The sequence below is a fragment of the Cupriavidus sp. PB-02 genome, from assembly GCF_058252315.1.
The window spans coordinates 2,246,919-2,268,216 of sequence record NZ_CM177694.1; the positions used below are offsets into that span (position 1 = coordinate 2,246,919).

Sequence of the window (21,298 nt, forward strand, 5' to 3'; positions counted from 1 at the left end):
ACTTAGTGCCAAACCAGGGCGCGATCAAGCCAGCGCAGGGCATGCCTCCGTGGAAGTTCTAACCCAATGGGGTTACCGCGGTGCCGCAAGGATCAATGGCTGGCTGATCTGCTGCGAGCATCCCCGGCCCGCTTGCCAGTACCGTGTACCCTGAAGTGACTCCAACGAAGTGCCGAAAACAACGCTTGCGAAAGCACATTCTTGGCTTCACATCGCGCCCGATGGCCACACAAAACCACTCTTTAATCACCTGTAATTCCTCATTGCGGCTCGACGAAAGCGCGCATCGGCAGCAATGGCTGTAAAATACGCGCCCCGATTCAAATGGCTGCGGTGCCCGATTTCGGCCCCGCGCCACACCGATACCCCTCACGGACCTTGACAGCAGGTCGGATAGCGCACGCAATCGTGCGCACTGCTGTCGAAACGCGATTCAAGAAGGAAATAGCTGTAAATGACAAGCGGCGCACAACGAACGGCAGCCAAATCAGGCGATGCAGGAGCAGTCAAGGTCCCTGGCGACACTAGCGCAGGGGCCTCGGCGCAGCCTGATCCCTCGACCGAGGCCACCGAGCGCAGTCAGCAATTGCGCGCCCTGATCCAGCTGGGCAGGCAGCGCGGGTATCTGACTCACGCGGATATCAGCGACCATCTGCCGGAGAACTTCACGGACACGGCTGCGATGGAGAGCATCATCAGCACGTTCGCCGAGATGGGCGTGAAGATCTATGAGCAGACGCCGGATGCCGAGACGCTGCTCCTGAGCGATGGCGCGGTGGTGGCCTCCGACGAACAAGCCGATGAAGAGGCCGAGGTAGCGCTTTCTACCGTGGACTCCGAGTTCGGCCGGACTACCGACCCTGTCCGTATGTACATGCGCGAAATGAGCTCGGCAACGCTGCTCACGCGCAAGCAGGAAGTCGAGCTCGCCAAGCGGATCGAAGACGGCCTGAACAATATGGTCCATGCCATCTCGGCCTGCCCGTCCACCATCGAGACGATTCTCGAGCTGTCGGGCCGGGTCGCCAGCAATGAAATCGGCATCGACGAGCTGGTCGATGGCTTGAGCGACGAGAGTATTCCCGAACCAGCCGCGGCGGCGGGAGCTGACGATACGGACGACAGCGGCGATAGCTCCGACGAGGACGATGATGGCGCTGAAGACAGCACCGACGAAGCGTCGACCCAGCAGAGCGCCGAAGCCGACCTCGCCCAGCTTCGCGACGAATGCTTGAAGCGGTTTGCGCGCGTTACCGAGCAATTTGAGCTGATGCGCAAGGAAGCCGCAAATGGCACGAGTTCGGCAGCGTTCGTGTCGGCAAGGGATGCGGTGCGCGATGAATTGCGCACGATTCGCTTCACCGCGAAGACCATCGAGCGCCTGTGCGCCAGCGTCCAGGCGATGGTCGACGAGGTTCGCACGGTCGAGCGCCAGGTGGTTCAGCTGCTGGTCGAGCGGTGCGGAATGGAGCGTGAGGAGGTCGTTGCCCGCTTCCCGGGCAATGAAACCAACCTCGACTGGGGGAAGGATCTTGCCGCGCAATCCCGTCCGTACAGTGCGGCGGTCGCGCGGGCTCTGCCAGACCTCGAGGCGCATCAGCAAAAGCTGATCGACATTCAGGCCCGGGCTGCACTGCCGCTGCCCGAACTGAAGACGGTCAACCGCAAGATGCTGGCTGCCGAACGGCAGATGCGGCAAGCCAAGCATGAGATGACGCAGGCCAACCTGCGGCTGGTGATCTCGATTGCCAAGAAGTACACCAACCGCGGGATGCAGTTCCTGGATCTTATCCAGGAAGGCAACATCGGCCTGATGAAGGCGGTGGACAAGTTCGAATATCGCCGCGGCTGGAAATTCTCCACCTATGCGACGTGGTGGGTCCGCCAGGCTGTCACGCGGGCGATCGCCGATCAGGCCCGGACCATCCGCGTCCCGGTGCATATGATCGAGCAGATCAACAAGCTCAATCGCCTGTCGCGCGAGATCATGCAGCAGACCGGCAAGGAAGCCGATCCTGCCGTGCTTGCCGAGCGCATGGAAATCCCGGAAGAGAAGGTCCGCGCGATCATGAAGATTGCGAAAGAGCCGGTTTCGATGGAAACGCCGGTTGGCGAGGACGGCGATACCAGCCTGGGCGACATGATTGCCGACTCGGACACGGCCACCCCCGCCGACGCCGCATTGCAGGCGGGTCTGCGTGCCGTCGTGCGCGAGATGCTCGATGAGCTCACGCCCCGTGAAGCCAAGGTGCTGCGGATGCGCTTTGGCATCGATATGTCTACCGACTACACGCTGGAAGAAGTCGGCAAGCAGTTCGATGTCACACGGGAGCGGATTCGACAGATCGAAAGCAAGGCGATGAAAAAGCTGCGGCATCCCAGCCGCGCGGATCAGTTGATCACCTACCTGCGGGACGCTTGATTCTTGCTGGTCGCGCCCCCCGGGCGCGACCGCCCTCGGCATGCGCTCGTGCCAGCCAGTCGCAAGTTGTCGGGCTGACACATTTGTTAGTGCAAAATCCGAAGCTGACAGGCCCGACCGGCCAGGAACAAAGCGGCCGACGCCCGGTTTGCGCCCCGGATTCCGCATCGCATGGCCCTGCGGGCCCCATCTGTTATCCGGCATAGCAAGGGGACAGCTCGTCCTGCAACAATGCACACAGGAGCTCTTCCATGACTGACTCGAACCTATCTTTTTTCGGCAGGGTCTCGCTTGCCGTGGGCACCTTCTTCACCATCCTGGGCAACCGCGAAATCGCAGCCGGCGTAAAGCGCCTCCGTGACGGCGAGGGATTTGCCCCGGCGGCACCGGTATCGGCACCCGCACCGGCCCCAGCCCCCGTAGCGGAAGCTGTCGCACCCGCGCTGAAAGAAGCGAGCCCGGTGGCGGCCCTGCAGCTGCTGGGACTGCTCCAGCGCGACGCACGTTTCGTCGACTTCGTCGAGGAAGACATCGCGGGCTATTCCGACACGGAGATCGGTGCCGCCGCCCGCCTGGTGCACGATGGCTGCCGCGCAGTGCTGCGCGAGCATTTCACCATCCGGCCGGTGCGCGAGGAAAGCGAGGGCAGCCGGGTGACGCTGGCCGACGGCTTCGACCCGAGCGCCATCCGCCTGACCGGCAACGTGGTAGGCAGCGCGCCGTTCCATGGCAGCATCAGCCACCGCGGCTGGAAGGTCGAGGAAGTCCGCCTGCCCCGTCTGGCCGAACGCCATGACGCCACCGTGATTGCCCCCGCCGAGGTAGAGCTATGAGCGAAGCACGTTATTCCATCGGCATTGACCTGGGTACCACCCACAGCGCCGTTTCCTATGTGGACCTGACCGCCAGCGATGGCGAGAAGACCAGCCAGCGCGTCCTGCCCATCGCGCAGTTGACCGCGCCGGGGGCCATCGAAGATCTCGACCTGCTGCCCTCCTTCCTGTACCTGCCGCACGCCAGCGAACTCGCCCCGGGCGACCTTGGGCTGCCGTGGAACGCCGAGCGCGACTTCGCGGTGGGCGAGCTGGCGCGCAGCCGCGGCGCGGCCACGCCGATCCGCCTGGTGTCGAGCGCGAAGAGCTGGCTTTGCCATCCCGGCGTCGACCGCCGCTCGCCGATCCTGCCCAACGACGCGCCGCCTGAAGTCCCGCGCGTTTCGCCGCTCGAGGCTTCCGTGCGCTATCTCACGCATCTGCGTGAAGCCTGGGACCAGGCCCACCCCGAAGCGCCGTTTGGCGAGCAGGACGTCACCGTGACGATTCCCGCCTCCTTCGACCCGGCTGCACGGGAACTGACGGCCGAGGCGGCCGCCGCGGCCGGGTATGCCCGCATGACCCTGCTCGAGGAACCCCAGGCCGCGCTATACAGCTGGATCCAGAAAAGCGATGGCCACTGGCGCAAGCAGGTAAAGGTCGGCGACATCATTCTGGTCGTGGATGTCGGGGGCGGCACCACCGACCTTTCGCTGATCGCCGTCATCGAACGCGAAGGCAATCTTGAACTGCACCGTGTCGCCGTGGGCGACCATATCCTGCTCGGCGGCGACAACATGGACCTGGCGCTTGCCCACGTGGTGGCGCGCAAGCTGGCGGCCCAGGGCACGCAGGCGGATCCGTGGCAACTGCGCGCGCTGACCTATGCCTGCCGCGCGGCCAAGGAAACGCTGCTCACCGACCCGGAGACCGATACCGTGCCCCTGGTTGTGCCGAGCCGGGGCTCCAAGCTCATCGGCGGCTCGATCCGCACGGACCTGACCCGCACCGAACTGACCCAGACCATCCTGGAAGGGTTTTTCCCGCAAGTGGAGGCCTCGGCCCGTCCGGTGAGCCGGGCACGCGCCGGCCTGACGCAGCTCGGCCTGCCCTATGCGCAGGACGCGGCCATCACGCGGCATCTGGCCGCGTTCCTGGGCCGCCAGGTGGCGGCGCTGGCCGAACTTGAAGGCTTTCAAGGCACGCAGCCGGAAGCCGCGACCTTCCTCCACCCGACCGCAGTCCTCTTCAATGGCGGCGTGTTCAAGTCGGGCCTGCTGGTGGACCGCATCCTGCAGGCACTCAATGGCTGGCTCGCCGCGGAAGGCGCCGCACCGGCACGCCTGCTTGACGGCGCCGAGCTGGACCTGGCGGTGGCACGCGGCGCCGCCTATTACGGCTACGTTCGGCGCGGCCAGGGGGTGCGGATTCGTGGCGGCACAGCGCGGTCCTACTATATTGCCGTGGAGTCGTCGATGCCTGCCGTGCCTGGCTTCGAGCCACCGATACAAGCCTTGTGTGTGGCGCCGTTCGGCATGGAGGAAGGGACCGAGGCCGCGCTGCCGCCACAGGAATTCGGCCTGGTAGTGGGCGAGCCCGTGCACTTCCGCTTCTTCGGCTCGTCGGTGCGCCGCCAGGACCAGGTCGGCACCCTGCTCGATTTCTGGGGGCCGGAGGAATTGCAGGAGCTCGAGGAAATCCAGGCGACCCTGCCAGCCGAAGGGCGAACGGCAGGCGAAGTGGTACCGGTCAGGCTGCATGCGCGCGTGACCGAGGCCGGCACGCTGGAACTCGAGGCCGTGCCCCGCGGCAACGGCGAGCGCTGGAAGGTCGAGTTCGATGTGCGCGGCAACGCCGATGCCTGAACCAGCGACCCGGCCGACGATGAAGCAATATGTCGTCGGCATCGACCTCGGCACCAGCAATACGGTGGTCGCCTATGCAAAGGCCGGGTCCGACGATATCCGCGTCTTCGATATCGATCAGCTGGTCAGCCCGGGTGAGGTCGCAGCCCGTCCCCTGCTGCCCTCGGTGCGTTACCACGCGGCGCCGGGCGAGCTCAGCGGCGATGACCTGCAGTTGCCCTGGCAATCCGCCGCCAGCGCCGCCGCGCGCCGGACCGTGTTCGGCCGCCTTGCGGCCACGCTCGGCGCGCAGGTGCCCGGCAGGCTCGTGGCCAGCGCAAAAAGCTGGCTGTCGCACGCTTCGGTCGACCGGACCGCGGCCATCCTGCCCTGGGGCGGACACGACGAGGTCGACAAGATCTCGCCAGTCGTCGCCAGCGCCAGCTACCTGGGCTACGTGTGTGCGGCATGGAACCACCGGTTTCCCGATGCGCCGCTCGAAGCGCAAGACGTGGTGCTCACCGTGCCCGCCTCCTTTGACGAAGGCGCGCGCGCGCTGACGCTGGAGGCGGCGCGCCTGGCCGGGCTGCCCGCCCTGCGCCTGCTCGAAGAGCCGCAAGCCGCGCTCTACGACTGGCTGTTCCATCATCGCCGGACGCTGGACGCGGACCTGGCGCAAACACGCCTGGTGCTGATCTGCGACGTGGGCGGCGGCACCACTGACCTCACCCTGATCCGGGTGGAAATGCAGGACGGGCAGCCGCAGCTGACCCGCATCGGCGTGGGCAACCACCTGATGCTCGGCGGCGACAACATGGATCTGGCACTGGCGCATCTTGTCGAAGCGCGTCTCGGGCCAGGGGGCGCCGCACAGGCGCGGCTGTCGGCGGCCAGCCTGTCCCAACTCGTCGCGCGCTGCCGCGCCGCCAAGGAACAACTGCTCAGCGCGCAGGCACCGGACTCGGTCACGGTGACGCTGCTGGGCGCGGGCTCCAGGCTGATCGGCGGCGCACGCTCGGTGGAAGTGACGCGGCAGGAGGTTGAACAGCTCGTCGTCGACGGCTTCTTCCCCAAGGTGCCGTCCGGCGAGAGGCCGGGGCGCGCACGGGGCGCCATTGTCGAGTTTGGCCTGCCGTATGCGGCCGACCCGGGCGTTACCCGGCACGTTGCGGCCTTCCTGGGCCAGCACGCCGCGCAGTCGCGAGCGGCGCTGGATGCACAGCAGGCGCAGGCCGGTTCCCTGCCGATGCCCGACACGCTGCTCCTCAACGGCGGCGTGTTCCGGGCCGAAGCCCTGGCGGATCGCATCGCTGACACGCTAGGCACGTGGCGCGGAGCGCCGCTGCATGTCCTGCACAACGACGATCCCGACGTCGCCGTTGCGCGCGGCGCGGTGGCGTATGCGCGGGCGCGTACCGGCCAGGCCCCGCGCATCGGCGGCGGCTCGCCGCGCAGCTACTTTCTGGTTCTCGACGATGGCGCATCGGCGCAGCAAGGAATCTGCCTGCTGCCACGGGGCACTGAAGAAGGCCACGAGATCCACCTCAGCGATCGTACCTTCGCCTTGCGGCTCGGGCATCCGGTGCAATTCCACCTGGTTTCCTCCGTCGCCGACACGGCCTATCAACCGGGTCAACTGACCGATCTGTCGACGGGCGATTTCATTCGCCTGCCGCCGATCGCGACCGTGGTGCAGCCGCGCGGCGCCAGCGGCCCCCGGGAAACGCCGGTGCAGATCACCACCTCGCTGACCGAGGTCGGTACGCTCGAGGTCCACTGCATCAACATTGCGGATGCCTCGCAACGATGGCGCCTCGAATTCCAGCTGCGCGGCAACGACGCCCAGGCGGCGGCGCCCGCGACGGATACGGCACACCCTTCCCTGCGACAAGCTCTCGAGGCGATCGACCGCACCTTTGGCGCCCGCTCGCAGGACGTCGGTCCCAAGGAGGTCAAGCGGCTGCGTGCGCAACTTGAGCAGCTGCTGGGCGCGCGCGAGCAGTGGGACAGCGCCCTGCTGCGCGAGCTGTTCGGCGCATTCTGGGAGCGCTCGAAGCGGCGGCGCCGCACTGCCGACCATGAACGCCTGTGGCTGAACCTGGCCGGCTATTGCGTGCGCCCGGGATTCGGCTACCCGCTCGACGAATGGCGCGTCGAGCAACTCTGGTCGCTGTACGACCAGGGCATCCAGTATGTCAACGAAAGCCAGAACTGGTCGGAGTGGTGGACGCTGTGGCGGCGCGCGGCAGGCGGCCTGGACGAGAGCGCGCAACTGCGCCTGCTGGAAGAGATGGCCTTCTACCTGCAGCCACCCGGCAGCACCCGCTACAAGAAGCCCGCCGGGCCCGCCAGGTCTGGATATGCCGATATGGTGCGCCTTGCCGGCTCCCTGGAGCGCATCACCACCGAATCCAAGATCGAGCTCGCCGAATGGCTGCTGGCACGTCTGCGCAAGCCTTCGGAGAACAGTCAGGGCTGGTGGGCCGTGGGCCGCATCGGGGCGCGCCGGCCATTCTATGGCAGCGCGCACAGCGTTGTGCCAGCCGATATCGCCGCGCAATGGGTGGAGACGATTCTTGCGCTCGACTGGAAAAAGGTCGAGCCGGCCGCGTTCGCCGCCGTGCAGATCGCGCGCATGACCGGCGATCGCAGCAGGGACCTGCCTGACGAGATTCGGTCGGCTGTCGTGCGACGGCTCGAAGCCGCCAACGCGCCGCAGAGCTGGATCGCCATGGTGCGCGAGGCCGTGGAACTCGATGCAGCCGACGAAGGCCGGGTATTTGGGGAGGCGCTGCCCGCCGGCCTCAAACTGATCGCGGTGTAAAACCAGAACGGATTACTGACAGCGGCGTTCTGAGTCTTGGCGACTCAGGCCCGTCTGGATTGAACCGCCAAAGACAAAACCCCTCGCAGCATCAGCTGTCGAGGGGTTTTGCGGTATAAGAGCCTGGCGATGACCTACTTTCACACGGGTAATCCGCACTATCATCGGCGCGGAGTCGTTTCACGGACCTGTTCGGGATGGGAAGGGGTGGTTCCAACTCGCTATGGTCACCAGGCATAAGGGGTTGCAACGCTGGGGTTGAGGCCAACGCTGCGAATAGGGATGTAGTTGGGGTTGTGCGTCTTGTGTCAACTGTTTCGGCACAGTCGCGATCACACACACCAGGTAAAACACACTGGTTATAGGATCAAGCCTTACGGGCAATTAGTACTGGTTAGCTTAACGCATTACTGCGCTTCCACACCCAGCCTATCAACGTCCTGGTCTCGAACGACCCTTCAAGGAGGTCAAGCCTCCAGGGAATCCTCATCTTCAGGCGAGTTTCCCGCTTAGATGCTTTCAGCGGTTATCTCTTCCGTACATAGCTACCCTGCGATGCCTCTGGCGAGACAACAGGTACACCAGCGGTACGTCCACTCCGGTCCTCTCGTACTAGGAGCAGCCCCCGTCAAGATTCCAACGCCCACGGCAGATAGGGACCAAACTGTCTCACGACGTTTTAAACCCAGCTCACGTACCTCTTTAAATGGCGAACAGCCATACCCTTGGGACCGGCTACAGCCCCAGGATGAGATGAGCCGACATCGAGGTGCCAAACACCGCCGTCGATATGAACTCTTGGGCGGTATCAGCCTGTTATCCCCAGAGTACCTTTTATCCGTTGAGCGATGGCCCTTCCATTCAGAACCACCGGATCACTATGTCCTGCTTTCGCACCTGCTCGACTTGTCGGTCTCGCAGTTAAGCACGCTTTTGCCATTGCACTTTAGGTACGATGTCCGACCGTACCAAGCGTACCTTCGAACTCCTCCGTTACACTTTGGGAGGAGACCGCCCCAGTCAAACTGCCTACCATGCACTGTCCCCGACCCGGATTCACGGGCCAAGGTTAGAACCTCAAACAAACCAGGGTGGTATTTCAAGGACGGCTCCACGTGAACTAGCGTCCACGCTTCAAAGCCTCCCACCTATCCTACACAGATCGGTTCAAAGTCCAATGCAAAGCTACAGTAAAGGTTCATGGGGTCTTTCCGTCTAGCCGCGGGGAGATTGCATCATCACAAACACTTCAACTTCGCTGAGTCTCGGGAGGAGACAGTGTGGCCATCGTTACGCCATTCGTGCAGGTCGGAACTTACCCGACAAGGAATTTCGCTACCTTAGGACCGTTATAGTTACGGCCGCCGTTTACCGGGACTTCAATCAAGAGCTTGCACCCCATCATTTAATCTTCCGGCACCGGGCAGGCGTCACACCCTATACGTCCACTTTCGTGTTTGCAGAGTGCTGTGTTTTTATTAAACAGTCGCAGCCACCATTTTATTGCAACCCCGTCACCCTTCTGGCGCAGGCCAGTCAAGCTACCAGGGCGTACCTTATCCCGAAGTTACGGTACCAATTTGCCGAGTTCCTTCTCCCGAGTTCTCTCAAGCGCCTTAGAATACTCATCTCGCCCACCTGTGTCGGTTTGCGGTACGGTCTCGTATGACTGAAGCTTAGAGGCTTTTCTTGGAACCACTTCCAATTGCTTCGCAGCACTAGGCCGCTCGCCCCGCATCCTTGAATTCCGCGCCCGGATTTGCCTGAGCGCCTTCTCCAATGCAGGGACCGGGACTTCCAACACCCGGACAACCTTCCGCGATCCGTCCCCCCATCGCATCATACGACGGTGCAGGAATATTAACCTGCTTCCCATCAGCTACGCATCTCTGCCTCGCCTTAGGGGCCGACTCACCCTACGCCGATGAACGTTGCGTAGGAAACCTTGGGCTTACGGCGAGGGGGCCTTTCACCCCCTTTATCGCTACTCATGTCAGCATTCGCACTTCTGATACCTCCAGCATCCTTTACAAGACACCTTCACAGGCTTACAGAACGCTCTCCTACCACGCACTTGCGTGCGTCCGCAGCTTCGGTGACTGGCTTAGCCCCGTTACATCTTCCGCGCAGGACGACTCGATCAGTGAGCTATTACGCTTTCTTTAAAGGGTGGCTGCTTCTAAGCCAACCTCCTGACTGTTTTAGCCTTCCCACTTCGTTTCCCACTTAGCCAATCTTGGGGACCTTAGCTGGCGGTCTGGGTTGTTTCCCTCTTGACACCGGACGTTAGCACCCGATGTCTGTCTCCCGTGATTGCACTCTTCGGTATTCGGAGTTTGCTATGGCGGGGTAATCAGCAATAGACCCCCCAACCATGACAGTGCTCTACCCCCGAAGGTGACACACGAGGCACTACCTAAATAGTTTTCGGAGAGAACCAGCTATTTCCAGATTTGTTTAGCCTTTCACCCCTATCCACAGCTCATCCCCTAACTTTTCAACGTTAGTGGGTTCGGTCCTCCAGTACGTGTTACCGCACCTTCAACCTGGCCATGGATAGATCATCTGGTTTCGGGTCTACACCCAGCGACTCAACGCCCTGTTCGGACTCGCTTTCGCTACGCCTTCCCTAATCGGTTAAGCTTGCCACTGAATGTAAGTCGCTGACCCATTATACAAAAGGTACGCCGTCACCCCCGAAAGGGCTCCGACTGTTTGTATGCATGCGGTTTCAGGATCTATTTCACTCCCCTCCCGGGGTTCTTTTCGCCTTTCCCTCACGGTACTGGTTCACTATCGGTCGATCACGAGTATTTAGCCTTGGAGGATGGTCCCCCCATCTTCAGACAGGATTTCACGTGTCCCGCCCTACTTGTCGTACACCTAGTTCCACAACGCTGTTTTCGCATACAGGGCTATCACCTGCTAGGGCCGGGCTTTCCATCCCGTTCTGCTAACAATGCTGCTAAAGAGTACAAGGCTGTTCCCATTTCGTTCGCCACTACTTTGGGAATCTCGGTTGATTTCTGTTCCTGCAGCTACTTAGATGTTTCAGTTCGCCGCGTTCGCTTCCCACACCTATGAATTCAGTGTGGGATGACCCATACGGGCCGGGTTTCCCCATTCGGACATCTCCGGATCAAAGCTTGTTTGCCAGCTCCCCGAAGCTTTTCGCAGGCTACCGCGTCCTTCATCGCCTGTGATCGCCAAGGCATCCACCACATGCACTTGTTCGCTTGACCCTATAACGAGTGTGTCTCGATCGCTCGAAGACCTCGCTACAGGATGAGTTCTCGCATTTGTGCCGTATTCCAAGTCATCTTTCGATCACTTAAATACATTTTGGTTGATACAATCACAACCCGGTATCGCGTTGGTACTGCAGCGTCTCATCAACGCTCGCGCGACACCTTTACTACATCCCATATTGTTAAAGAACAGCCGATCGTTAGATCGCTTGGCAATGCCAAATGGAAGCACTCGTTCGCCGAGTGCTTCCATTTGGCCAACCAGCCTGGCCTTAACCACAAACTACCGATAAGTGTGAACGCTCAACTTCGGATGCACGCTCTGAAAGGAGGTGATCCAGCCGCACCTTCCGATACGGCTACCTTGTTACGACTTCACCCCAGTCATGAACCCTGCCGTGGTAATCGCCCTCCTTGCGGTTAGGCTAACTACTTCTGGCAAAACCCACTCCCATGGTGTGACGGGCGGTGTGTACAAGACCCGGGAACGTATTCACCGCGGCATGCTGATCCGCGATTACTAGCGATTCCAGCTTCACGTAGTCGAGTTGCAGACTACGATCCGGACTACGATGCGTTTTCTGGGATTGGCTCCCCCTCGCGGGTTGGCAACCCTCTGTACGCACCATTGTATGACGTGTGAAGCCCTACCCATAAGGGCCATGAGGACTTGACGTCATCCCCACCTTCCTCCGGTTTGTCACCGGCAGTCTCTCTAGAGTGCTCTTGCGTAGCAACTAAAGACAAGGGTTGCGCTCGTTGCGGGACTTAACCCAACATCTCACGACACGAGCTGACGACAGCCATGCAGCACCTGTGTCCACTTTCCCTTTCGGGCACCTAATGCATCTCTGCTTCGTTAGTGGCATGTCAAGGGTAGGTAAGGTTTTTCGCGTTGCATCGAATTAATCCACATCATCCACCGCTTGTGCGGGTCCCCGTCAATTCCTTTGAGTTTTAATCTTGCGACCGTACTCCCCAGGCGGTCAACTTCACGCGTTAGCTACGTTACTGAAGAAATGAATCCCCAACAACTAGTTGACATCGTTTAGGGCGTGGACTACCAGGGTATCTAATCCTGTTTGCTCCCCACGCTTTCGTGCATGAGCGTCAGTGACGTCCCAGGGGGCTGCCTTCGCCATCGGTATTCCTCCACATCTCTACGCATTTCACTGCTACACGTGGAATTCTACCCCCCTCTGACATACTCTAGCCTTGCAGTCACAAGCGCCATTCCCAAGTTAAGCTCGGGGATTTCACGCCTGTCTTACAAAACCGCCTGCGCACGCTTTACGCCCAGTAATTCCGATTAACGCTCGCACCCTACGTATTACCGCGGCTGCTGGCACGTAGTTAGCCGGTGCTTATTCTTCCGGTACCGTCATCGACCCGGGGTATTATCCCAGGCCATTTCTTTCCGGACAAAAGTGCTTTACAACCCGAAGGCCTTCTTCACACACGCGGCATTGCTGGATCAGGGTTGCCCCCATTGTCCAAAATTCCCCACTGCTGCCTCCCGTAGGAGTCTGGGCCGTGTCTCAGTCCCAGTGTGGCTGATCGTCCTCTCAGACCAGCTACTGATCGTCGCCTTGGTAGGCTCTTACCCCACCAACTAGCTAATCAGACATCGGCCGCTCCTGTAGCGCGAGGCCTTGCGGTCCCCCGCTTTCACCCTCAGGTCGTATGCGGTATTAGCTAATCTTTCGACTAGTTATCCCCCACTACAGGGCACGTTCCGATGTATTACTCACCCGTTCGCCACTCGCCACCAGGCCGAAGCCCGTGCTGCCGTTCGACTTGCATGTGTAAGGCATGCCGCCAGCGTTCAATCTGAGCCAGGATCAAACTCTTCAGTTCAATCTCTGTGTGGACCCTCGCGGGCCCTCGCTCTTTCGAGCGGTCGCTCACTCTCAGAAAACTGACTGACCAGATCCGAAGATCCAGTCACGTTTTGCTGTGCGAGCACTTTATAACTTGCAAGCTAAAAGACCGAAGTCTTCCGCATCCGTTATCAAGCGCCCACACTTATCGGTGTTTGTTTGTTAAAGAGCCTGTCGCGATTCGCTTTGCTTGTCGCGTCGCTGCTTTGTCAGCAGCGAAGAAGAGAGATCTTAAAGAGTTTTCTGCGATAAAGCAACTGTTTTCGAGAAACTTCTTTTTCTTCGGTAAGGGCTGCTTACCCAAGTAAATCCCTGCAACCATTTTCCCCCACCTGACTTGCAGCTCTGCTTGTGCGGCGGGAGGGGGCGAATACTAATGCCTTGATGCCGGACTTGCAAGTTTTTTTCTGAACGGGCTTGCAAGAGCCTCTTTTGTCACTTAGGTGCGCAAGGCCTTGCCGCGGGAATCGAATGGGCGGAGTCGGCGTGTTACGTGGGGTGCTTTCGTGACCTACGATGACGGTAAGCACTTGGCCTGCCCCACCCGTGACGCAGTCAGCACCCCTTCTCCTTATCCCGATCGCCAGCCTGGCCCTTGCCTGGCTCTGCTCGACCGCTGCCGCCGCCGACGCCCTGGCCCCACAGCGCGCCGAGATGGTCAAGGAGATCGCCGTGGTCGCTGCAGCCGCCGGGGCCCAGAGCGGCAGGCATGCGCTCGACCCGCGCGTGATGGCGGTGATGGGGCAAGTGCCTCGCCACGAGTTTGTGCCGGACCAGCAGAAGTTGTACGCCTATGAGAACCGGCCGCTGCCCATCGGCCATGGCCAGACGATTTCGCAGCCCTATATCGTTGCCCTGATGACAGACCTGATGATGGTCAAGCCTGGCGACGCCGTGCTCGAGATCGGCACCGGCTCGGGCTATCAGGCGGCGGTGCTGGCGGGGCTGGCGCGCGCGGTGTACACGATCGAGATCATCGAACCGCTGGGGCGGCAGGCCTGCGACCGCCTGAAGCGGCTGGCCTACCGGCAGGTAGCGTGCAAGGTGGGCGACGGCTACTACGGCTGGGACGAGCACGCGCCCTATGACGCCATCATCGTCACCGCGGCGGCCAGCCATGTGCCGCCACCGCTGATCCGGCAACTGAAGCCGGGCGGCCGGATGGTGATCCCGGTGGGCGCGCAGTTCCTGACGCAGTATTTGCTGCTGGTCGAGAAGTCCGGGGACGGCAGCGTTTCCACCAGGCAGATCCTGCCGGTCAGGTTCGTGCCGCTGGTTGGCAAGCATTAAGGCATCGCGGCACATCGGCCGTGCCAGCCTGCGCCATGCCACGACCGCCACTACTCGCCCTGGCCTTGCTCTCTGCCGCCGCGCTTGGCTATGAAATCCTGCTGATGCGGCTGCTCTCCATCATCCAGTGGCATCACTTCGCTTACATGATGATCAGCGTGGCGCTGCTGGGCTACGGGGCGGCGGGTGCGCTGGTGGCACTGGCGCAGCGAACGCTGATCCGCCATTTCATGCCGGCTTTCGCTGGCGGCGCCCTGCTGTTCGGCGTTGGCGCGATGGCCTGCTTCGCGCTCGCCCAGCACGTAGCGTTCAATCCTTTGGAAATCCTGTGGGAGTCGTCACAGCCGCTGCGCTTGCTGCTGCTCTACCTGCTGCTGTTCGTGCCGTTCTTTTGCGCCGCCACGAGTGTCTGCCTGTGTTTTTCCCGCTTCAACGAGCAGGTTCACCGCATCTACAGCTTCGACATCCTTGGCGCCGGGCTGGGCTGCCTGGGCATCATCGTGGCGCTGTTCGTGCTGAGCCCGGTCGATGCACTGCGGCTGGTCAGCACGGCGGGCATGGCGGCGGCCGCACTGGCAAGCGTTGAATGCCGCTGGCATCGGCCCTGGCTGCCGGCGCTGCTGCTGTCGGTGGCAATCGTGCCGGCCGGCGTGCCAGGCGACTGGATTGCGCTGCGGCCGTCCGAGTACAAGGAGCTGAGCCAGACCCTGCGCATCGGCAACGCGCGCGTGGTGGCGGAACGGTCGAGTCCCCTCGGCTTGGTCACGGTGGTGGAGAGCCCCTCGATCCCGTTGCGGCACGCGCCCGGGCTGAGCCTCAATGCAAGCCTGGAGCCTCCGCCGCAACTGGCCGTGTTTACCGATGGCGACGGGCTCAGCGCGCTCAGCCGCTATGACGGCCGGCGTGAACCGCTTGCCTACCTGGGCGACCTCACCTCTGCCCTGCCCTATCACCTCCTGCGAGGCCCCAAGGTGCTGGTCCTGGGCAGCGGTGCGGGGGCGGACGTCTTGCAGGCAATCTATCACCGGGCCAGCGCGGTCGATGCCGTGGAGCTGAATCCGCAGGTGATCGAACTGGTGCAGGGCCGCTTCGCTGCGTTCTCCGGCAAGCCGTACAGTGCGCCCGGCGTGCGTGTCTTTGCCGGCGAGGCGCGCGGATTCCTGGCGGCCAGCACGGAACGCTACGACCTCATCCAGGTGGCCCTGCTGGATTCCTTCAGCACTTCGTCGGCGGGACTGTATGCGCTCTCCGAGAGCTATCTCTACACCGTGGAAGCCTTCCAGGGCTACCTGCGCCATCTTCGGCCCGGCGGCCTGCTGGCGATCACGCGCTGGGTCACGCTGCCACCCCGTGACATGCCCAAACTGCTCGCTACCGCCGTGGCGGCCATGGAAGGCGCGGGCGTGCCGGAGCCGTCGCGGCGGCTGGCGCTGGTCCGTGGCTGGAAGACGGCCACGCTGGTCGTCAAGAACGGGGAGTTCGATGCGGCGGACCTTGCCGCCCTGCGCGACTTCTGCCGCACGCGCTCGTTCGACGTCGAATACTATCCCGGCATCCAGCCCGATCAGGCGAATCGCTACAACGTGCTGGACAAGCCCTACTTCTACGACGCCACACAGGCCTTGCTCGGCCCCAATCGCGACCAGTTCCTGTCCCGCTATAAATTCGACGTGCGGCCAGCTACCGATGACAGGCCGTACTTCTTCCATTTCTTCAAATGGCGCACGCTGCCTGAACTGCTGTCGCTGAAGGCGCAGGGCGGCCTGCCCTTGCTGGAATGGGGCTATCCGGTGCTGGTGGCAACGCTGCTGCAAGCCACCGCCGCGGCATTGCTGCTGATCGTGGTCCCGCTCCGGATCCTGCGGCGCCGCCCTGGCCCGCAGCCCGCCAGGGGGCCTGGCGGCAATGGCGCAGCGGTGCACCAGCCGCCCGAATGGCGATTCGGCTTCTACTTCCTGGCGGTCGGCCTTGGCTTCATGTTCGTGGAGATCGCCTTCATCCAGAAATTCATCCTGTTCCTGAGCCACCCGCTCTATGCGGTCGCGGTTGTGCTGTGCGCCTTTCTCTGCTTTGCGGGATTGGGGAGCCGGTATTCCCAGCGCATGCCTGCCCGCGGCGGCGATCACCGCGGCAGGCGGCAGGCGGCGCTGGCCGTCAGCGGCATCTGCGTGGCCTCGCTGGTCTACCTTGTGGCGCTGCCGACGGTCTTCCGGCTCCTGATCGCGTTACCGGATCCGGCCAGGATTGCCATCTCGGTGCTGCTGATCGCCCCGCTGGCGTTCCTGATGGGAATGCCGTTCCCGCTCGGTCTGGCGCGTGTGGCAGCCCACGACGAAACGCTGGTGCCCTGGGCATGGGGCATCAACGCCTGCGCCTCGGTGGTGGCGGCGGTGCTTGCCACGCTGGTCGCGATCCATGTCGGATTCACCGCGGTGGTACTGGTGGCCCTGCTCCTGTACGCTGCCGCCGCGCTTGCCTGCCCATGAATCGCGGGCCGAGGTGAGGCGCCATCCCAATGACGCTACAGGCGAATGATCACGGATTTCAGCTGCGTGTAGTGCGCGAGCGCCTCCACGCCCTGCTCGCGCCCGTAGCCGCTTTGCTTGAAGCCGCCGCATGGCGTTTGCACAAAACCGCCGCTGTACTCGTTCACGACAATGCGACCGGCCTCCAGCGCGCCGGCGACGCGATGGACACGACCGATATCGCGGCTCCAGATGCCGGCCGCCAGCCCATAGTCGGAGTCGTTGGCGATGCGGATGGCGTCCGCCTCGTCCTCGAACTTGATGACACAAAGCACCGGCCCGAAGATCTCCTCGCGCGCGATCTCCATGTCATGGCTCACGCCCAGGTAGACGGTCGGTTCGATGAACCAGCCCTTCCCCATCTCCGGGCCCTGTGCCACACGCCCCCCAATGGCCGGTACGAGCCCGACACGGCGGGCCGAGTCGAAGCTTTCCTGGACCTTCTCAAACTGGGCCCGGGTCGTCATCGGGCCATAGTTGATGACTTCGCCGCGTCATGGCCGAGCAGTTCCCCTCGGAGGTGCGCGCGACCGGCGTGGCGCTGCCTATGCTATCTCGGTGACATTGTTCGGTGGCACGTTGCCGTACATCATGACCTCGATGTCGAAGGCGGGATTGTCGGAGTACAGCTGGGTCTATGTCGCCGCGGTCTGCGCGGTGGGGTTCCTGGTGTATGCCTTCATGCCGGAAACGAAGGGGAAAGCCCTGGACTAGACCAGACAATGCCGCGGCGCCGGACCGGGCCGCGGCTAGCGTGCCCCGTCGCGGACCCCGGGAAGCGCATCGCAAGTCTATGGTCGGGCCCTCGCTACTACGGCTAATCCCTGGTCAGGTTTTCCAGCCACAGGCTCATTAGCCCGGCACGGCCCCTGACGCCGAACTTCCGGAAGATGCCGGTCACATAAGAATGGGTCGTGGAAACGGCCAGGCCGAGCCGCTGGGCAATCTGCTTTTCCGAGGCGTCGGTCAACAGCAGCCGCAAGACTTTCTGCTCGTGGGGCGCCAACGGAACGGAAGACAGCGCCAGCCCGAGGTCAAGCACGCTTTTTTTCCTCAGCGCCGTGATATCGCGCGCCACCCCGACGCGCAGCCGCTCCGACTGGAGCCATCCGGCCGACCACATGATATGGACGGCGCTGCCGTCCTTGTGGCGATAGCGGTTTTCAAAACCGACCCGCTTCTTCCCGGACATGACCTGCTTGGCCTCGATGATGGTCCTGTCCCGGTCCGCCGCCATGACCAGATCGATGATGAATTCGCCCGTCATATCCCTCGGCACATAGCCAAATATGCCTTCGCAGGCGGCGCTGACATACTGGATGCGGCCGCTCGTATCGACCAGGAACACGGCGTCCAGCAAATGGTCCGCGACTTCAGTGATGTCTTTTCCGATCTCGATACTCATGGCAGGCCGAGAAAATCCCGATGCTGGTGAATTGAATGGACACGTCGACCGGATGCAACCGAACGCGACCGGGGCAAAGTGAAGACTAGACCACTCTCCAGCGCATGTACAGCAATGGCATCGGTAGCACTGTTTCCGGCTTGCAACGCCGCAAAACCATCCCCAGTCGCCGCCAATGCCCGCGCGCCTTCAAGAGCACCCTGCTGATTAGCAGGGTATTACCTTTTGCGCCATTTCGATAGGATCTTGGCCATCATTTGCCCGCTGCTTCGATCACACAACAAAGGCCCCGCCCGGGGCTTCCAAATCCGTAGCCAACGCGAGTTGGGGCAAATGATCGAAATGCCTCCACATTGCCTGCCTCTTGCAAGGGAGGGGTCGTCGAGGTCAGGAAGGGGAGCGGCCCGGCCCGCTGACAGAGGTGGCAGTGCGGCCTCTGTCAGCGGGGACCGCGCAACGCCGCCGCGAGACCCAGTGGCCAGCACCTTCGACGCACGCCTGGTCCTCCCACTTTTTCCGTAACGGCTCTTCGCCGCTGCTCAAGACGCGCAAATCAGTGCGAGAATTTCCGGAGGCCGCAATACCCGGCAAGCCAGCCCCCTCAGATCCAACACACTGCCAATGCCAGCCTTGCAGCTGAAGGAAGCATGAGCGCCGCTGAGAATGCTTCGCGAACCGCCGACTGTCCCGCTATCCTGTTCGGCGCCTTTGACCGCCATAACTTTGGCGACCTGCTGCTGCCTCATGTCATCGCACGCCTGATCGCCCGGCCCGACCTCCGTTACGGCGGCCTGGCCGAACGCAATCTGACAGCCCTGGGGGGCCATCGCGTGCATGCAATGGAGCGACTGGCGGCCAGCCTCGGCAACGCCGCCGTCGATATCATTCATGTCGGAGGCGAAACCCTGACCTGCAATGCGTGGGAAGCGGCCGTGATGCTGCTGCCACCCGAGCGGGCTCGCGACGTCGTGGCGCAGCTCGATGCACGGCCGCTGGAGCGGGCCGCCTGGGCGCGCGAGGTGCTGGGGATGCCGGACCTCGCCCCCTATCTGCTGCCGGCCGGCATCTTTGCCAAGGCGGGGCGAGTGATTTACCACGGCGTAGGCGGCATCGCGCTTGAACAGGTTGAGCCAGCCATGCGCGACGAGGTGGTGGCCAAGCTCAAATCGGGCACTTGCGTTGGCGTCAGGGAGCAGCAGACCCGGGCCATGCTGGCGGCCAATGGCATTGACTGCCGCCTGGAACCCGACCCGGCCGTGATGGTGGCCGAGCTGTTCGGCGATCGCATCCGGCAACGCGCCCGCCATGGCGAGCTCGCGGGGGTGGTCTCGCGCTTTCCGCGTGGATATCTCGCGGTGCAGTTCAGTGCCGACTTTGGCGATGATGAAACGCTTGCGCAGCTTGCCTCCCAGCTTGAACGTGTGTCCCGGGCCAGAGACCTCGGCGTGGTGCTGTTCCGCGCCGGCGCGGCGCCCTGGCACGATGCCCTGGGCTGCTACCGGCGCCTCGCGGCACGACTGCGAGACACTCCCATCGCAGTGTTTGGCTCGCTCAACCTGTGGGATATCTGCGCGCTGATCGCGCACAGCCGCGGTTTCGCCGGCAGCAGCCTGCATGGCAGCATCGTTGCGGGCGCGTTCGCCCTGCCCCGGTTGGGCGTGCTGCGGCCCGGGCAGGCGCTTGCGCAGAGCAAGCAGGCTGCCTTTGCCGCGACCTGGGGCTCGGCCGGAGCGCCGGCGGCGGTGCCCGTGCAGGAGCTTGCCGCCGGCATGGACATCGCCTTGGCAACCGGGACTGCGCAGCGCGAAGACCTGGCCCGGGGATTGGCCAAGGCCTTTCGGGACAGCTTCAGCGCGGTCCGCGACAGCTAAGCCACCAGGAAACGCTCGCATAAAAGGGCCCAATATGCCGCGCCCACAGGAATGTTTCCGTCATTGAAGTCGTAAGCAGGATTGTGCACGCTGCAGCCTCCTGCCTTGCCTGCTTCGCCATTGCCAATCCACAGATAGCAGCCAGGCACCGACTCCAGCATGAACGCAAAATCCTCACTGGCGGCAATGGGCGACGCTTGGCCATTGACATGTTCTGGACCCAGCAGTTCTAGCGCGACCTGATGCGCAAATTCCGTCTCAGCCCTTGTGTTCACAAGTACCGGGTAGCCACGCTGATAATCGACCTGCGCTTTCACGCCATAGCTTTGCGCCTGTGCGGATACCAGGTCTTTGATGCGCTGTTCGAGCAGTTCACGCACGCTGCGGTCCAATGCGCGCACACTCAGCCTCAGCACGGCGTGCGCGGGAATGATATTGGCGACGGTACCGGCCTGGAACGCCCCTACGGTAATGACAGCCGTTTTCAACGGATCGACATTGCGCGCCACAATCGTCTGCAAGCCCATCACGATCGCTGCGCCTGCCACGACAGGATCGACGGCGTCGTGGGGAATCGCCCCATGTCCGCCGACGCCTTCCAGCGTGATGGTCACGTTGTCAGCGGAAGCCTGGGCGGGTCCGTCGCGCAGCAGCAATCGGCCCGCGCGCGTGCCGGGTACGTTGTGCATGGCAAAGACGGCATCGCAAGGATACTTTTCGAACAGCCCGTCCTCCATCATCTTCTTTGCGCCGCCCAGCCCTTCCTCGGCCGGCTGGAAGATGAGGTTCAAGGTGCCGCTGAAACTACCGTGCCGGGCCAGGTACCTTGCCGCGCAAAGGAGCATGGCCGTATGGCCATCATGCCCGCAGGCGTGCATCACACCCGGATGGCAGCTGGCATAGGGCAGCCCCGTGACCTCGCTCATCGGCAGGGCATCCATGTCGGCCCGGATGCCGAGGCGCCGCTTGCCTGTGCCGCGCCGCAGGCGGCCGACGACACCCGTCGTGCCCAGGCCACGCTCGACCTCATAGCCCCATTCGCCAAGCAGGCTAGCCACGATTTCGCTGGTGCGATGCTCTTCGAAGCCGAGTTCAGGATGCCGGTGCAGGTCGTGCCGGACTGCGACGAATTCGTCTGCGCTGTGCTTCAGCGCGGCCAGGATGGGATGCATGCGCG

Annotated in this window: 11 protein-coding genes and 3 rRNA genes; 8 read left to right on the forward strand and 6 right to left on the reverse strand. The window is 62.7% G+C overall.

Translation table 11 applies throughout. The features are described from left to right. Positions 1–454 precede the first annotated feature (454 nt). The 4 genes from rpoD (at position 455) to AC10V3_RS10580 (ending at position 7,902) form a co-directional block, all read left to right on the forward strand. The gene (gene rpoD, locus AC10V3_RS10565) at positions 455–2,422 is read left to right on the forward strand and encodes an RNA polymerase sigma factor RpoD (protein WP_022535202.1); all 1,968 of its coding nucleotides are present in this window, start codon (positions 455–457) and stop codon (positions 2,420–2,422) included. Positions 2,423–2,673: 251 nt separating this feature from the next. After that, entirely contained in the window at positions 2,674–3,255 is a 582-nt protein-coding gene (locus AC10V3_RS10570; protein WP_022535203.1) for a DUF2760 domain-containing protein, read from the forward strand. Next, a complete protein-coding gene (locus tag AC10V3_RS10575) occupies positions 3,252–5,099 on the forward strand; it encodes an Hsp70 family protein (RefSeq protein WP_022535204.1) in 1,848 nt (615 codons plus the stop codon). The genes AC10V3_RS10570 and AC10V3_RS10575 overlap by 4 nt, the downstream gene beginning before the upstream one ends. Then, positions 5,074–7,902, forward strand: coding sequence for an Hsp70 family protein (locus tag AC10V3_RS10580; protein ID WP_349607190.1), 2,829 nt, complete (start codon positions 5,074–5,076; stop codon positions 7,900–7,902). Before AC10V3_RS10575 ends, AC10V3_RS10580 begins: the two co-directional genes overlap by 26 nt. A 121-nt stretch (positions 7,903–8,023) precedes the next feature. Here the strand turns inward: AC10V3_RS10580 and rrf are convergent. From rrf to AC10V3_RS10595, 3 genes are all read right to left on the reverse strand, one after another. Continuing rightward, positions 8,024–8,137: ribosomal RNA gene (rrf, locus tag AC10V3_RS10585) — 5S ribosomal RNA — on the reverse strand. A 128-nt stretch (positions 8,138–8,265) separates the two neighbouring features. Next, positions 8,266–11,144 (reverse strand): 23S ribosomal RNA (locus tag AC10V3_RS10590). Positions 11,145–11,475: 331 nt separating this feature from the next. Further along, positions 11,476–13,007, reverse strand: a 16S ribosomal RNA gene (locus AC10V3_RS10595). The 16S, 23S and 5S rRNA genes sit together here, the layout of an rRNA operon. Positions 13,008–13,546: 539 nt before the next feature. Between AC10V3_RS10595 and AC10V3_RS10600 the strand changes: the two genes are divergently transcribed. Both AC10V3_RS10600 and AC10V3_RS10605 read left to right on the forward strand, forming a co-directional pair. Then, on the forward strand, positions 13,547–14,320 hold the full coding sequence (locus AC10V3_RS10600) for a protein-L-isoaspartate(D-aspartate) O-methyltransferase (protein ID WP_022535206.1): 774 nt from the start codon (positions 13,547–13,549) through the stop codon (positions 14,318–14,320). Between the two features lie 35 nt (positions 14,321–14,355). Beyond that, entirely contained in the window at positions 14,356–16,806 is a 2,451-nt protein-coding gene (locus tag AC10V3_RS10605) for a spermine/spermidine synthase domain-containing protein (protein WP_022535207.1), read from the forward strand. Positions 16,807–16,841: 35 nt separating this feature from the next. Here the strand turns inward: AC10V3_RS10605 and AC10V3_RS10610 are convergent, their stop codons facing one another. Beyond that, complete coding sequence (locus tag AC10V3_RS10610; protein WP_022535208.1) at positions 16,842–17,312, reverse strand: aldehyde dehydrogenase family protein; 471 nt, start codon at positions 17,310–17,312, stop codon at positions 16,842–16,844. Between the two features lie 91 nt (positions 17,313–17,403). Between AC10V3_RS10610 and AC10V3_RS10615 the strand changes: the two genes are divergently transcribed. After that, a complete protein-coding gene (locus AC10V3_RS10615; protein WP_454751978.1) occupies positions 17,404–17,559 on the forward strand; it encodes a hypothetical protein in 156 nt (51 codons plus the stop codon). Positions 17,560–17,662: 103 nt separating this feature from the next. Here AC10V3_RS10615 and AC10V3_RS10620 read toward each other — a convergent pair whose 3' ends face one another. Next, the gene (locus tag AC10V3_RS10620; RefSeq protein WP_022535210.1) at positions 17,663–18,250 is read right to left on the reverse strand and encodes a helix-turn-helix transcriptional regulator; all 588 of its coding nucleotides are present in this window, start codon (positions 18,248–18,250) and stop codon (positions 17,663–17,665) included. Between the two features lie 647 nt (positions 18,251–18,897). Here AC10V3_RS10620 and AC10V3_RS10625 point away from each other — a divergent pair. Continuing rightward, positions 18,898–20,121, forward strand: coding sequence for a polysaccharide pyruvyl transferase family protein (locus AC10V3_RS10625; RefSeq protein ID WP_454751979.1), 1,224 nt, complete (start codon positions 18,898–18,900; stop codon positions 20,119–20,121). Here AC10V3_RS10625 and AC10V3_RS10630 read toward each other — a convergent pair. Further along, the gene (locus AC10V3_RS10630) at positions 20,118–21,293 is read right to left on the reverse strand and encodes a M20 aminoacylase family protein (protein ID WP_490922194.1); all 1,176 of its coding nucleotides are present in this window, start codon (positions 21,291–21,293) and stop codon (positions 20,118–20,120) included. The two genes, AC10V3_RS10625 and AC10V3_RS10630, sit on opposite strands and share 4 nt — an antisense overlap. Between the last annotated feature and the right edge of the window lie 5 nt (positions 21,294–21,298).